Below are 15,543 nucleotides of genomic sequence, written 5' to 3'. Positions count from 1 at the left end.
TGGCGAAACAGCCGATGCCGGACCGCGATGGACAAGGCGGCGCCGAAGCGCCGCGCTGCCCTCAGGCGAACTTGCGGGCCGCCGCCACCACCTCCGCATCGCCCGGCAACACCAGCAAGGCGGCACCGGCGAGTGGCGTATAGGTATCGGCACCCACCACGCGCTCCAGCGGTGTCGCTCCCGAGCCGCCTTCCACGATGGCCGTGATGATGCCCTCGCCCACGCCCGCACTGCGCCGGCCTTCGTCCAGCACGATGATGCGTTTGGCGGACTTTGCCTGCGCCGCGATGAAGGCGTTGTTGAGAGGCGCCAGCCAGCGCAGGTCCACCACGCGAACCTTCCAGCCCAGCTCCGATTCGATGGCACGGGCCGCGCGCAAGGCCATCGGCACGCCGTTGCCGAAGGTGAACACCACCAGGTCGTTGGCCTCGTCGCGGTAGACGCGGCCCTCGCCCAGCGTCATGGCCTCGCCCGGCGCCGGATAGTCGAACTGCCACTGGCCGTCGCCGGCTTCGTACAGATCCTTGGTCATGTACAGCGCGATCGGTTCCAGATAAGCGCAGACACGGCCGTCGACCTTGGCCAGCGCCGTCATGGTGCGCAACATGGTGGCGGCATCGTCGCCACGGCTGGGGCAGCCCACCACCAGGCCGGGAATGTCGCGCAGCGCGGCAATCGAGTTGTCGTTGTGGAAGTGGCCGCCGAAACCCTTCTGGTAACCCAGGCTGGCCACGCGCATCACCATCGGATTGCGGTACTGGTCGTTGGAGAAGAACTGCAACGAGGCCGCTTCGCCGCGAATCTGGTCGCATGCATTGTGGAAATACGCCAGGTACTGGATTTCCGGCAGCGGCAGCATGCCCATGTTGGCATAGCCCTGGGCGAGGCCGAGGATGATGGTTTCATCCAGCAGCGTGTTGAACACGCGGCTGCCCTTGAAGGCTTTGTGCAGCCCCTTGGTGACGGTGTACACGCCGCCCTTCATGGCCACGTCTTCGCCGAACAGCAGCGATTCGGGGTACTTGGCCATGATGTCGTGTAACGCCTGGCCGATCTGGATGGCCAGATGACGCGGCGGCTGGTTTTCCGGCAGCTTCGTTTCGCCGCCGAAAGTGGCGAGACGGCGATCCTGGTAATCCGTGCGCTCGGCCTCGGCTTTCACCGCTGCCGGCGTATACGGCGCGAGCGGCTTCATCACCTGCTCCAGCGAACTCAGGCGCGGACGGCGATCGGCATCCTCCGCCGCTTCGAAGCAACGCTTGCGCGTGGCTTCGTACAGCGCCAGCAGCGATTCCTTCGTATACAAACCCGAGGACAACGCAATCTCCGCCGAACGCAGCAGCGGATCGCTCGCCTCGACGGTGAACAGTTCTTCCACGCTGCGCCACTCGATCTCGAAATCGGTGCCGGCATGGCCCATCACGCGCGTGGTGCGCAGATGCAGGAAGGTGGGACGACGCGTGGTGCGGCAATGTTCCACCGCCTCCTGCACCTGCGCATAGCCTTCCGCCAGGTCCAGGCCGTCGGCGTAGAAATAATCGAGGTCGGCACGATGGCGGAAGTTGTTCGCCACCCAGCCGTTCGGCGTCTTCACCGAAATGCCGATGCCGTTGTCTTCGCACACGTAGAGCACGGGCGCGGGCAGCTTCTGGTAAGCCGTCCACGCGGCGGCGTTGAAGGCCGTCTGCGCCGTAGCATGGTTGGACGAGGCGTCGCCGAACGAGCAGATGGCGATGCTGTCTTCCGGAATCGGCAGCTTGTGGCCGATGCGGCGCGCCTGCTCGATCGCCACTGCCGTACCCAGGGCCTTGGGCAAGTGCGAGGCGATGGTGGACGTCTGCGGCAACACCCACAACGGCTTGCTGCCCCATACCTTGTGACGGCCGCCGGAGGCTGGGTCTTCCATGCTGGCGGCAAAGGACAACGCCGAATCCATCACCGGGTCCATGCCCGGCAGTTTGCGGAACCGCTCGGCCATGAAGCCGCCGGAGCGGTAATGCAGGAAGGCCGGATCGGTATGGCGCGTAAGGCGCGCCACCATCGCGTTGCCCTCGTGGCCGCTTGAACCGATGGTGTAGAACACCTTGTTCTGCACGCGCAGCACGCGTGCCATCAGGTCGAGGTGACGGCTGATCAGCTGCGATTCCAGCAGCTCGCGGAAGCCCTGGCCGTTCAGCGCGCTGCCCGGCAACACCGGCGAGTGACCGCCGAGCGGTGCCTGCACGTCGCCCTGCCAGAGCTGCACGAACTCGATGAAGTTCTGGTCGACGATCTCGGCGCGGTTGAAGCCCTTGTGGCGTGCCGTGAGGGAGTACGGGATGGCGGTCATGATGGCTGGAGGTCTCGTCAACGAGTGGCCGTTTGGACGGCTGGAAAATGATGTGTCAATTCGAAGCGAAGCAGCGCGAAAAGCGCGCGGATTTGCTCCCTCTCCCCTCCGGAGAGAGGGTTGGGGTGAGGGGCCACGGTCGCGACATGGCTTATTCGGAGCAAGCTTCGTAGCAACATCATCGCGAGCACCCGCCCCTCACCTCAGTCCTCTCCCCGGAGGGGAGAGGAAGCCAGAGCGCGCAGCGCTTTCGCACGCTGCACGTCCTTCTCACGTCCGAAGCTTTCAAGAATACGAATCTGATCGTCGAGCGAAGGCACCGGCACGGCGAGGCCATTGAGGCCCGCCAGCGTCAGCCGTCGTGCTTTCACCGGCTTCCAGCCATCGCCTTGATCGAGCTCCAGCCCACCCATCACCTCGACGGGCAGCCCCGGAAAGCGGAAGCGTGCGAAATGCGAACGGAAACGTTCGGCACCTGCCGGTTCGTAAACCGATTCGCGTCGCTCAGCCCACAGCGTCATCAAAGTATCCGCATCAGCGCGCGACACCAGCAGATCCACATCGGCCACGCTGACATCGGCGCCAGCAAGCAAGGCGGCCGCGCTGCCGATCACGCACCACGGTTCCACGCAGTGCACGTGCAGCTCCGGCACGATCTCGGCCAGGGTGGCATACAGCGCGGGCGTGACGTGGCTCATGCGCGTTGCCGCCATTGTTCGCGGGTCTGTGCCCAGATTTCGATGGCGACGTGCTCGAACGGTTCGGGCAGGCGGCCGGGGCCGCGCAGCGCGGAGCCCAGTTTCGCCGCCAATGCTTTCGACGATTCGTTCGCCGGATCGATGCTGTGGATCACCTCGTTCCAGCCCAGCTGATCGAACGCGAAATCCATGCAGGCGGTGGCGCCTTCCAGCGCATAACCGTTGCCCCAGGCATGGCGCGCCAGCCCCCAGCCGACTTCGCGACCGGGCCAGCCTTCGGGAAACCAGGGGCCCATGCGGCCGATCCAGCGACCGGTGCTCTTCTCGATCACCGAGAACATGCCGAAGCCCTGGATGGCCCACGCGCCGACCATGGTGAGAAAGCCGCGCCACGCGACGGCCCGCGGTTGCAGGCCGCCGATGAAACGCGCGGACTCGGCATCGGCCAGGTTGGCGGCCCAGCCGTCGAAATCCTCAGCCTGCGGCGGGCGCAGGAGGAGGCGTTCGGTTTCGATGCGGATCGTTTGCCAACTCACGAAACGTTCTCACCTCGACGCCCGGGCGGCCTCAAAACGCATTGATCCCCGTCAACTCGCGGCCCACCACCAGCTGATGCACCGTCTCGGTGCCTTCATAGGTGATCACCGATTCCAGGTTCAGCGCGTGACGGATGGCCACGTGCTCGGTGGTGATGCCGGCGCCGCCCAGGATGTCGCGGCATTCACGGGCGATGTCGATGGCCATGCGGCAGTTGTTCCACTTGGCCAGCGATACCTGCGTCGGCTGCATCTTGCCGGCATCCTTCAGGCGACCGAGCTGCAGCGAGAGCAGCTGCGCCATGGTGATGCGGCGGGCCATCTCGGCCATCTTGATCTGCACGGCCTGGTTGGAAGCGAGCGGACGGCCGAACAGGATGCGCTCCTGGGTGTAGTTGAGCACTTCCTGCAGGCACGCCTGCGCGGCGCCGATGGGACCCCAGGTGATGCCGTAGCGGGCCTGCGTGAGGCAGCCCAGCGGACCCTTCAGGCCCTTCACGTTCGGCAGGCGGTTCGCCTCCGGCACGCGCACGTTGTCGAAGAACAGCCCGGACGTCACCGACGCGCGCAGGCTCATCTTCTTGTGCACTTCCTGCGCGGTGAAACCCTTGCTGTCGGTGGGCACGATGAAGCCCTGGATGCCGTCCTCGGTCTGCGCCCACACGATCGCGATCTGCGCCACGTTGCCGTTGGTGATCCACATCTTGGCGCCATTGATGACCCAGTCGCCGCCATCCTTCCTGGCGTTGGTCTTCATGTTGGCCGGGTCCGAACCGCCGTGCGGTTCGGTCAGGCCGAAGCAGCCGATGATCTCGCCCGCCGCCATCTTGGGCAGGTAATGCGTCTTCTGCTCTTCGGTGCCGTAGGCGTAGATCGGATACATGCACAGCGAGCTCTGCACGGACGCGAAGCTGCGCAGGCCCGAATCGCCGCGCTCGAGTTCCTGGCAGATCAGGCCGTAGCTGACACCGTTCATGCCGGCGCAACCGTATTTCTCGGGAAGCGTGGCGCCCAGCAGGCCCAGGCTGGCGATTTCCGGCACCAGTTCCTTGGGAAAACGGCCCTGGTCGAAGCAGTCCCCGATGATCGGCAACACACGCTCGTCGACGAAACGACCGACGGTGTCCTGCACCATGCGCTCCTCGTCGGAGAGCATCGAACGGACGTCATAAAGATCGAGGGGATTCAGGCGAGCGGACATGCTTGAAGTTCCGTGACGTTGGGGGCAAACCGCCATTCTAACCGGGCATCGGGGGCGGGTCACGGCGGGGTGCAGCAGGGCCTAAGCGCTTGTTTCAAGCCATGCGAAGAGCGCCAAGGGACTCTCAGGGTAGGCGCGCGGGACGGGCTGTGGGACCATGCGCTGTCCTCCGTCCCAGCCCCGGCTGGGACGGCGTCGTCCGCCTCCGCCAGCCCCGGAACCATCGCCGCGCCGCCCAGGCAGCGCGCGGTCCACCGGGTTCGGCCCGTGCCGGCACGGCGGCCGGGCACTCCGCTCCCCGCCGGATCGTCCATGTTCAAAGGTGTCCTCCTCGGCTTTGCCTGCTACGCGGCCTACGCGATCAGCGATGCCTTCGTGAAATCGCTGCACGGCACCTTGCCGGCCTACGAGGCCGTGTTCTTCGGCGCGGTGCTGATGCTCAGCGCCCTGCCCTTCATCCGTAATCCCGGCGATCGCTATCTGGACGTATTCACCGCGCGCAAGCCGCACCTGTGGTGGATACGCGCGATCACCGGCGCGATCTGCAACATCTCCGCGGTGATTGCCTTCACCGCGTTGCCGATGGCCGAGGCGTTCGCGCTGATCTTCCTGCTGCCGATCTTCGTGACCCTGCTGTCGGTGGTGTTCCTCAAGGAACATGTGGGCTGGCGACGCTGGTCCGCGGTGATCGTGGGTTTCCTCGGCGTGCTGGTGGTGTTGCGACCTGGCTTTCGCGCGCTGGGCGTGGGCCATCTCGCGGCGATGACCTGCGGCCTTTCCGGCGCGGTGTCGGTGGTGGCGTTGCGCATGGCCGGTCCGCACGAAAAACGCATCAGCCTGTACGGCGCCGGTGTGATCGGGCCGTTGGTGAGTGGCGGCCTGTTGATGCTGCCAAGTTTTGTGTGGCCGGATCTGCATCAATGGTTCCTGCTCGCCGGCTACGGACTGCTGGCCGGTCTTGCCGGCGTGCTGTTGATGCTGGCCACCCATCACGCGCCGGCCAATCGCATCGCACCCACGCAATACAGCCAGATGCTGTGGGCGATCTTCTTCGGCTACTGGCTGTTCGGCGACAAACTGGATTGGCCGATGCTGATCGGCATCGCGCTCATTCTCGGTTCGGGACTCTTCACGCTGGTGCGCGAGGAAAAGGTCACGAACTGGTGGAAACGCATGCGCATGGTCTGAGCGCGGCTCGCCATCGCGCCAGATGAATATTTCTTAATCAAGCGGACGCGGATGCACGTCATGCCGTGAGGCATCACTTGTCCGTGACGACGCTTGTGCCATCACTTTTCCGCTGTTTTGCCAACCCAGCGTCCCTGCGCGCTTCCCGGGGTGCGCGCCGTGCGCGTGCTTGTGCCCGGGTCAACCACATGGCCAGCGGATCGTTAGAAGTCAGTCAACCCGTTTACGCGGCGACGCATCGTCGCGAAACGCTGCTGCAAACGAAACGACATGGCTGGCCTTGTGAATTTTGCAATTGAGTTGCTGGGAGATGCTGGATGAGTGCCGACACTGCCCAAACATCCGGGCGTCCTCGTAAGAAACGCGGTGCGTGGATCGCGGCGGCGGTGATCGCCCTGCTGCTGGTGTTGATCGTGGTTCACCTGCTCACCGGCAAGAAGGAAAAGACCGGCCAGCCGGCGCAGTCGGTGAGCGCGGCGACCGCCACGATAGGCGACATGCCCGAAGTGCTCACCGCGCTCGGCACCGTCACGCCGGTCGCCACCGTCAACGTATTGCCGCAACTGAGCGGCTATCTCACCGCGGTGGGCTACCAGGAAGGCCAGGACGTGGAGAAAGGCCAGTTCCTCGCGCAGATCGACCAGCGCCAGTACGAGATCAACAAGCAACAGGCGCAGGCCCAGTTGGCCAAGGACCAGGCCACGCTCGATCAGGCCCGCGCCGACCTGGCCCGCTACACCCAGTTGCACGAACAGAAGTCGATTGCCGAGCAGACCTACGCCGACCAGAAGTTCACCGTGGCGCAGAGCGACGCCGCCGTGAAGGCCGACAAGGCTGCCATCGCGCAGGACGACCTCGATCTCGCCTACTGCCACATCACCGCGCCGGTGGCCGGCCGGGTGGGCCTGCGACTGGTCGATCCGGGCAACTACGTGACGCAGTCCACCTCGCCGGGCATCGTCACCATCACGCAGATGAAGCCGACCACGGTGCAGTTCACCGTGCCGCAGAATTCGCTGGGCAAGGTGCTACAGCGCGTGAATGGCGGCGCCAAACTTCCGGTCACCGCCTACAGCAGCGACAACAGCAAGAAGATCGCCAGCGGCACGCTGTACGCGCTGAGCAACCAGATGGCCACGAGCACCGGCACCGTCACCTTGCGTGCCACCTTCCCCAACGACGACGAATCGCTGTTCCCCAACGAGTTCGTCAACGTGCAGATGCTGGTCGACACGCTGCAGAAGACCGTGCTGGTGCCCACTTCGGCCGTGCAGAGTGGCGCGCCCGGCGACTACGTGTACCTCGTCAATGCCGACCAGACGGTGTCCGTGCACAAGGTGACGCCCGGCCCCAGCGACGGCAAGGTCACCGCCATCCTCGCCGGACTTTCCGCCGGCCAGCAGGTGGTGACGGACGGCATGGACCGCCTCAGCGACGGCGCCAAGATCCGCATCTCGCAACCGCGCCCGGCCGGCGCGAGCAGCGCGGCCGCACCGGCAGCGCCGCACGGCAAGCACGCGCACGCCGCCAGCACGTCTTCGTGAATCGCAGGCGCGTGATCCGATGAATATTTCCCGCCTGTTCGTACTCAGGCCGGTAGCAACCTCGCTGCTGATGATCGCCCTCGTGATGGTGGGCCTCGTGGCGATGAAGTTCCTGCCGGTGTCGTCCTTGCCCAACGTCGACTACCCGACGATCCAGGTGCAGACGTTCTATCCCGGCGCCAGTCCCTCGGTGATGGCCACCACGGTGACGGCGCCGCTGGAAGTGCAGCTGGGTGAGATTCCCGGCCTGCAGCAGATGACGTCGAACAGCTCGGCGGGCGCATCGATCATCACGCTGCAATTCGACCTGTCGCTCAACCTCGACGTGGCCGAGCAGAACGTGCAGGAGGCGATCAATGCAGCCAACAGCCTGCTGCCCACCGGCCTGCCCGCGCCGCCGACCTACGCCAAGGTGAATCCGGCCGATCGCCCGATCCTCACATTGGCGGTCAGCTCCAACTCGATGTCGCTGCCGCAGTTGCAGGACGTGGCGAACAACCGCCTCGGCGCCAAGATTTCGCAGGTGCCGGGCGTGGGCCTGGTGACGCCGGCCGGTGGCAACGTGCCGGCCATCCGCGTTGAAGCCGATCCGAAGAAGCTCGCCGGTTACGGGCTCAACATCGACGACCTGCGTTCGCTGATCGCCAACGTCAACGTGAGCCAACCCAAGGGCAACTTCGACGGCCCCGATCTCGACTACACGATCAACGGCAACGACCAGATCCAGAACCCACAGGACTATCTCGACACCATCATCTCGTACCAGAACGGCGCACCGGTCTACCTGCGCGACGTGGCCCGCGTCACCCAGGCCGCGCAGAACACCGAGCAAGGCGCCTGGTTCAACAAGACCCAGTCGATCGTGCTGAACGTGCAGCGCCAGCCGGGCGCCAACGTCATCGCCACCGTCAACCAGATCATGAAGGAGCTGCCGCAGCTGGAATCCACGTTGCCGGCAGGCATGAAGGTGGACGTGGTGACGGACAGCACCGGCGTGATCCGCTCGTCGGTGAACGATGCCGCGTTCGAGCTGATCCTGGCGGTGATCCTGGTGGTGCTGGTGATCTTCGTGTTCCTGCGCAACCTGCCGGCCACCCTGATTCCCAGCATCTCCGTGCCGGTCTCGCTGATCGGCACGCTGGCGCTGATGTACGAGCTCAACTATTCCATCGACAACCTGTCGCTGATGGCGCTGATCATCGCCACCGGCTTCGTGGTGGACGACTCGATCGTGATGATCGAGAACATCGTGCGCTACCTGGAGGAAGGCAAGACGCCGCTGGAGGCCGCGCTCGAAGGCTCCGGGCAGATCGGCTTCACCATTCTCTCGCTGACCGTATCGCTGATCGCCGTGCTGATCCCGCTGCTGTTCATGGGTGGCGTGATCGGCCGCCTGTTCAGCGAGTTCGCGGTCACGTTGGCCGTGACCATCGTGCTGTCCGCGGTGGTCTCGCTGACGCTGGTGCCGATGCTGTGCGCGCGCATCCTCAAGGCGCAGGCGGATCGTCACCCCAGCCGCTTCGAACGCATCAGCGAAGGTCTGTTCGACAAGACGCTGGCGGCGTACAAGCGCGGCCTGCATTTCGTGATGGCGCACCAGACCGCGACGCTGCTGACCTTCCTGGCCACGCTGGCGCTCACCGTGGTGCTGTACATCATTATTCCCAAGGGCCTGTTCCCGGTGCAGGACGTGGGTGTGCTGCAGGGCATCAGCGTCTCCGACAACTCGGTCTCGAACGGGGTCATGGTGGATCGCCAGAAGCAACTGGCCGATGCCATCCTCAAGGACCAGGACGTCGCCAGCCTCACTTCCTACGTGGGCATCGACGGCACCAACACCACGTTGAACAACGGCCGCTTCCTGATCAACCTCAAGCCACGCGACGACCGCTCGTCCAGCGCCGAGGAAGTCGCGCGACGCATCCAGCATGAAGTGACCAGCATCCCGGGCATCAAGCTGTACATGCAGCCCGAGCAGGATTTGACGCTGGACACCACCATTTCGCCGAACCAGTACCAGTTCGTGCTGCGCGGGCCCAACCAGCAGGCGTTCCAGCAATACGTGCCTGAGTTGATCACCCGCCTGAAGGGCATCAAGTCGATCACCGATGTCACCAGCGACCTCAACAACGACGGCCTGGCGATCAACGTGGAAGTGAACCGCCAGCTCGCGGCGCGTTACGGCATCACCTCCGCCACCATCGACAACGCGCTGTACGACGCGCTAGGCCAGCGCATCGTCTCCACCATCTTCGAGCAGGCCAGCCAGTATCGCGTGATCCTGGTGGCCAAGCCGGAAAGCATTCCCACGGTCGAGTCGCTGGGCGATCTCTACCTGCCGAGCCAGACCGCCAGCAGCGGCCAGGTGCCGCTCAAGGGCATCGCCACCATCAAGATCACCAAGTCGCCCTTGGTGATCAGCCATCTGGCGCAGTTCCCGGCCGTCACCGTGTCGTTCAACCTGGCCAAGGATGCCTCGCTCAGCAAGGCGGTAAAGGAAGTGAACGATGCGGAAGCGGCGGTGCATCTGCCCTCCTCCATCACGTCCACCTTCCAGGGCGCGGCGCAGGCGTTCCAGGATTCGCTCTCCAGCGAGGTCTACCTGCTGATCGCCGCGTTGATCGCCGTCTACATCGTGCTGGGCGTGTTGTACGAGAGCTTCATCCATCCGGTGACGATCCTCTCCACCCTGCCCTCGGCCGGTATTGGCGCGCTGGTGGCGCTGATGATCGCCGGCAGCGACCTGGACGTGATCGGCATCATCGGCATCGTGTTGCTGATCGGCATCGTGAAGAAGAACGCGATCATGATCGTGGACTTCGCCCTCGAAGCCGAACGCGAACACGGCAAGCCGCCGGAAGAGGCGATCTTCGAAGCCTCGCTGCTGCGCTTCCGCCCGATCCTGATGACCACGCTGGCGGCGATGCTGGGCGCGATGCCGATGCTGCTGGGTACGGGCACAGGTTCGGAGCTGCGCCGTCCGCTGGGCCTGGCGATCATTGGCGGCCTGCTGCTGAGCCAGTTGCTCACGCTGTTCACCACGCCGGTGATCTATCTGTATTTCGATCGCCTCGCCCAGCGCTTCGGTCGCAAGCGGCAGCCTGAAGAGGCGGCCGGGGAAAGCGCGTGAACATCCCGGGCGCTTTCATCCGACGGCCGGTGGCGACCACGCTGCTGGCCGTCGCCATCCTGCTGTCGGGCGTGCTGGCCTATTTCCACCTGCCGGTCGCGCCGTTGCCGAACATCACTTTCCCGGTGGTGGTGGTGCAGGCCAGCATGGCGGGCGCCAGCCCGAGCATCATGGCCTCGACCGTGGCCGAACCGCTGGAACGCCGCCTGGGTTCCATCGCCGACGTCACCGAGCTGACTTCGGAAAGCACGGTGGGCTCCGCGCGCATCGTGATCCAGTTCGGCCTCAACCGCGACATCAACGGCGCCGCGCGCGATGTGCAGGCCGCGATCCAGGCGGCGCGCGCCGATCTGCCGACCACGCTGCGCAACAACCCGACCTATCGCGAATTCAATCCGGCTGATTCGCCGATCATGGTGCTCGCCCTCACCTCCGATACGCTGACGCGCGCCCAGCTGTATGACTCGGCCGACTCGGTGATCCAGCAGCAGCTCTCGCAAGTGGATGGCGTGGGCCAGATCACGCTGGGTGGCAGCGCGCTGCCGTCGGTGCGCGTGGAACTGCAGCCGGACCAGCTCAACAGCTACGGCATCGGCCTGGAAGACGTGCGCGCTGCCATCAGCGCGGCCAATGCCGATAGCGTGAAAGGCCATATCGACGAGAACGGCCAGCGCTACGAGGTGGAATCCAACGACCAGATCAACAAGGCCGCCCCGTATCGCGACCTGGTCGTCGCCTATCGCAACGGTTCGGCCGTGCAGCTGCGGGACGTGGCGCAAGTGCTCGACTCGGCGGAAAACCTGCGCAACGCCGGCCTGTACAACGGCCATGATGCGGTGCTGGTGATCGTCTATCCGCTGCCGGGTAGCAACATCGTCAAGACGGTGGCGCAGATCCGCAAGGCGCTGCCGTCGATCGAGGCCACGCTGCCGCACAACGTGCATGTGGGCGTCGCCGTGGATCGCTCGCAATCGGTCAACGCGGCCGTGGGCGACACCGAGCGAACGCTGTTCATCGCCGTGCTGCTGGTGATCGGCGTGGTCTTCGTGTTCCTGCAGTCGCCACGCGCCGTTCTCGTGCCGGCAGTGGCGCTGCCGCTGTCCATCGTCGGCACGTTCGGCCCGATGTACCTGCTCGGCTACAGCATCGACAACCTGTCGTTGATGGCGCTGACCATTGGCACCGGCTTCGTGGTGGACGATGCGGTGGTGGTGCTGGAAAACATCGTTCGCCATGTGGAAGCGGGCATGGACGTGCGCGAGGCCGCCATGCAGGGCAGCGCGGAAGTCAGTTTCACGGTGATCTCGATGAGCCTCTCGCTGATCGCCGTGTTCCTGCCGATCCTGCTGATGCCGGGCATCGTCGGCCTGCTGTTCCACGAGTTCGCGGTGACGCTTTCCATCGCCATCCTGCTGTCGCTGGTGATCTCGCTCACCGTCACGCCGACCATGGCGGCCTATGTCATCTCGCGCAAGACGCTGCACTCCAAGGCACGCTGGGCGGTGTGGTACGAGCGGCAGTTCGAGCGTTTCAAGCAGGCGTATTCGCGTTCGCTTACCGTCGTGCTCGATCATGCGTTCGCGGTGATCCTGACCCTGGTCGGGCTGATCGTGCTCAACGTGGTGCTGATTCGCCTGGTCCCCTCGACGTTCTTCCCGGAACAGGACAACGGCATCCTGATGGGACAGATCATCGCCGACCAGAGCATCTCCTTCCAGGCGATGGAGAAGAAGCTCGCGCAGCTGCAGAACATCGTGCAGAAAGACCCCGCCGTGGCCTCGGTGGCCGGCTTTACCGGCGGTCGCGCGCTCAACAGCGCCAACGTATTCATCGAACTGAAACCGCTGGCCGAGCGCAAGATCTCCGCCGCCCAGGTGGTGGATCGCCTGCGGCCCAAGCTCAACGCCGTGTCGGGCGCCAAGCTGTTCCTGCAGGCGGCGCAGGACCTGCACATCGGTGGCCGCCAATCGGCGGCGGAGTATCAGTACACGCTGACCAGCGACGATCCGGAAGCGCTGTTCACCTGGGTGCCGCGGCTGGTGGCTGCCCTGGGCAAGTACCGCGACCGCATCACCGACGTGAACTCCGACCTGCAGCAGAACGGCCTGCAGCTGTACGTGAACATCAATCGCACGGCCGCCGCACGCTACGGCTTTGCGCCCAACCAGATCGACAGCGTGCTCTACGACGCCTTCGGCCAGCGCACCGTATCCACCATCTACAACCAGCTGAACCAGTATTTCGTGGTGATGGAAGTGGCGCCGAAGTATTGGCAATACCCGCAGATGATCGATCGCATCCGCTTCAGCACCGCGGCCGGCAATGCCTCGGGGACGCAGCAGACGCAGATGTCCAAGTCCGTGGTGTCGGGCGTGACGTCCACCAACGCAACCAACAGCGCCAGTTCCAACACCAACTCGCGCAACAGCGATGCCGAGGCCAACCAGCTCACCAACGCCATTGCCAACGCCAAGGGCGGCAGCTCCAGCGGCAGCGCGGACAGCACGGCCGCGGAAACGATGGTGCCGTTCCCGGCGCTGGCCTCATACGTGAGCAACCACACCGCCACGCAGGTGAACCACCAGGGCGGTCTGGTGGCCGGCACCATTTCGTTCAACCTGCCGCCGGGCGGCTCGCTCAGCGACGGCTTGGCCGCGATCAGCGAAGCGGCGCAGGAGCTGGGCATGCCGGCATCCATCCATGGCGCCACGGCGGGTGCCGCGCAGGTGTATGCGCAGTCGATGTCCACCATGCCGCTGCTGATCCTCGCGGCACTCGCCGCCGTCTACATCGTGCTCGGCATCCTCTACGAGAACACGGTGCATCCGGTCACCATCCTCTCCACCCTGCCCTCCGCCGGCATCGGCGCGACCCTGGCGTTGCTGATCTTCGGCACGCCGTTCTCGGTGATCGCGATGATCGGCATCATCCTGCTGATCGGCATCGTGAAGAAGAACGCCATCATGATGATCGACGTGGCCATCCATCTGCAGCGCGACGAAGGCATGGAAGCGCACAAGGCCATCCATGACGCCGCGGTCGTGCGCTTGCGCCCGATCATGATGACCACCGCCGCCGCCGTACTCGGCGCGGTGCCGCTGGCCATCGGCATTGGCCAGGGCGCCTCGCTGCGGCAGCCGCTGGGCATCACGGTGATGGGCGGCCTGATCCTTAGCCAGGTTTTCACTCTCTACACCACGCCGGTGATCTATCTCTATCTCGACCGACTGCGCGCACGGCTTGCGCGCTGGTCGGAGAGCCTGCCGTGGAACCGATCGGACGCAAGCGCATGAGCAGCATCAAACTTCGCAACCTGCTAACCCTGTCGATCGCGCTGGCGCTCACCGGCTGCATGGTGGGTCCCGACTACCATCGCCCGCAGGTCGACGTGCCCACGCAGTACAAGGAGATGCCCGGCTGGACCGCCGCCGCACCGGCCGACGACGTGCCCAAGGGCGACTGGTGGACATCCTTCAACGACCCGCTGCTCAACCAACTGGAACCGCAGGTGGCGGTATCCAACCAGACGGTGGCGCAGAGCTACGCCAACTACCAGGCAGCGATGGCCGAGGTGCAGGTGGCGCGCAGTGCGCTGTTCCCCACCATCGGCATCGCCGGTTCGGGCAGCAAGCAGCGCTCCGCCGCCGGTAACGCCGGCAGCGGCGTCGAACACCTGCGCCCGGTGAGCAGCTCCGGATCGCTGGAAGGCAACGTGAGCTGGGCGCCGGACCTGTGGGGTAAGGTGCGCCGCACCGTCGAAGAAAACAAGGCGAATGCGCAGGCCAGCCAGGCCACGCTCGCCAACGCCACGCTATCCGAACAGACCGCGCTCGCCACCGCAGTGATCGACCTGCGCGTCACCGACGCGAATATCGATCTGCTGCAGGAAACCGTGGACGCGTACAAGGAATACCTGCGCGTGGTGGACAACCAGGACAAGGCCGGCACCATTGCGCCCTCCGACGTGATCACCGCGCGCACACAGCTGGAAAACGCGCAATCCAAGCTGATTGCCCTCGGCGTGTCGCGTGCGCAATACGTGCACGCCATCGCGGTGCTGGTCGGCAAGAATCCCGAAGAGCTCGATATTCCCCACAACGCCACGCTCCCCGCGCTGCCGCAGGTGCCTACTGGCGTGCCTTCCACGCTATTGCAGCGCCGTCCCGACATTGCCGTGGCCGAGCGTCAGATGGCCGCGCAGAACGCTGCCATCGGCGTCGCCATTGCCGCCTACTATCCTTCGCTGTCGCTTTCCGCGGCGGATGGTTTTGCGCAATCGCCTCTAGCCGGACTGCTGCACGTGGCCAATCACGTGTGGTCGCTGGGCGCGGATGCGAGCGAGACGATCTTCGATGCCGGCGCACGCCATGGCGAAGTGGCTGCCGCGCGAGCGAACTACGAAGCGGCTGTCGCGAATTATCGCGGCACAGTGCTTGGTGCTTTCCAGAATGTGGAAGACGACCTTTCCGGCATCAACATCCTGGCGCAGCAGGCGCAGGTGCTGGATGCCGCGGTGAAGGACGCGACGCGTGGTTCGGCGATTGCGTTCAACGAGTATCAGGCGGGCACGGTGGACTACACCACGGCGGCCGTGGCGCAGACCACGGAATTGAGTACGAAGCAGGATGCGTTGAGTGTAGAGCAGCAGCGCTTGCTGGATGCGGTGTCGTTGTTTGGGGATTTGGGCGGTGGCTGGTCGGCGGATGGGTTGGCGCATGCGCCGGCTGAGCGCGCCTCGACCACTGCCCACTAATCCGGTCGACATTCCTGTAGGAGCGCACCCTGTGCGCGACCGTCCCGTTTGGGTCGACCACTCCGTCGGGTTGTCGCGCACAGGGTGCGCTCCCACCGTGCTACTGCAACTCTTGGCGCCTGAGGCCACATGGTGAGTCGGCAGACGGACCGGCAAGAGACCGG

At 65.0% G+C, this 15,543-nt stretch carries 9 protein-coding genes; 5 read left to right on the top strand and 4 right to left on the bottom strand.

The annotated features are described in order from the left end of the window. Positions 1-61 precede the first annotated feature (61 nt). From ISP20_RS07300 to ISP20_RS07285, 4 genes are all read right to left on the bottom strand, one after another. A complete protein-coding gene (locus ISP20_RS07300) occupies positions 62-2,329 on the bottom strand; it encodes a thiamine pyrophosphate-dependent enzyme (protein WP_204635394.1) in 2,268 nt (755 codons plus the stop codon). Positions 2,330-2,532: 203 nt separating this feature from the next. Further along, the gene (locus ISP20_RS07295; protein ID WP_204635393.1) at positions 2,533-3,027 is read right to left on the bottom strand and encodes a nucleotidyltransferase family protein; all 495 of its coding nucleotides are present in this window, start codon (positions 3,025-3,027) and stop codon (positions 2,533-2,535) included. Then, positions 3,024-3,563, bottom strand: a complete 540-nt coding sequence (locus ISP20_RS07290; protein ID WP_204635392.1) for a GNAT family N-acetyltransferase — start codon at positions 3,561-3,563, stop codon at positions 3,024-3,026. The genes ISP20_RS07295 and ISP20_RS07290 overlap by 4 nt, the downstream gene beginning before the upstream one ends. 31 nt (positions 3,564-3,594) lie before the next feature. Beyond that, on the bottom strand, positions 3,595-4,764 hold the full coding sequence (locus tag ISP20_RS07285; protein ID WP_204635391.1) for an acyl-CoA dehydrogenase family protein: 1,170 nt from the start codon (positions 4,762-4,764) through the stop codon (positions 3,595-3,597). A gap of 312 nt (positions 4,765-5,076) precedes the next feature. Here ISP20_RS07285 and ISP20_RS07280 point away from each other — a divergent pair, with 312 nt between their 5' ends. The 5 genes from ISP20_RS07280 to ISP20_RS07260 all read left to right on the top strand — a co-directional run bounded on the left by ISP20_RS07280 (position 5,077) and on the right by ISP20_RS07260 (position 15,379). Beyond that, entirely contained in the window at positions 5,077-5,952 is an 876-nt protein-coding gene (locus tag ISP20_RS07280) for a DMT family transporter (protein ID WP_204635390.1), read from the top strand. Positions 5,953-6,269: 317 nt separating this feature from the next. Then, positions 6,270-7,496 (top strand): efflux RND transporter periplasmic adaptor subunit, encoded by a 1,227-nt coding sequence (locus ISP20_RS07275; protein WP_204635389.1) that lies wholly within the window; start codon positions 6,270-6,272, stop codon positions 7,494-7,496. Between the two features lie 19 nt (positions 7,497-7,515). After that, positions 7,516-10,626, top strand: a complete 3,111-nt coding sequence (locus ISP20_RS07270; protein ID WP_204635388.1) for an efflux RND transporter permease subunit — start codon at positions 7,516-7,518, stop codon at positions 10,624-10,626. Beyond that, a complete protein-coding gene (locus ISP20_RS07265; protein ID WP_204635387.1) occupies positions 10,623-13,919 on the top strand; it encodes an efflux RND transporter permease subunit in 3,297 nt (1,098 codons plus the stop codon). Before ISP20_RS07270 ends, ISP20_RS07265 begins: the two co-directional genes overlap by 4 nt. Continuing rightward, complete coding sequence (locus ISP20_RS07260; RefSeq protein ID WP_239535419.1) at positions 13,916-15,379, top strand: efflux transporter outer membrane subunit; 1,464 nt, start codon at positions 13,916-13,918, stop codon at positions 15,377-15,379. The genes ISP20_RS07265 and ISP20_RS07260 overlap by 4 nt, the downstream gene beginning before the upstream one ends. Positions 15,380-15,543 lie beyond the last annotated feature (164 nt).

Source organism: Dyella kyungheensis (assembly GCF_016905005.1).
Classification (GTDB): domain Bacteria; phylum Pseudomonadota; class Gammaproteobacteria; order Xanthomonadales; family Rhodanobacteraceae; genus Dyella; species Dyella kyungheensis.
Note: the sequence above shows the minus strand (reverse complement) of the source record. Positions and strands in the feature narration are given on the sequence as shown.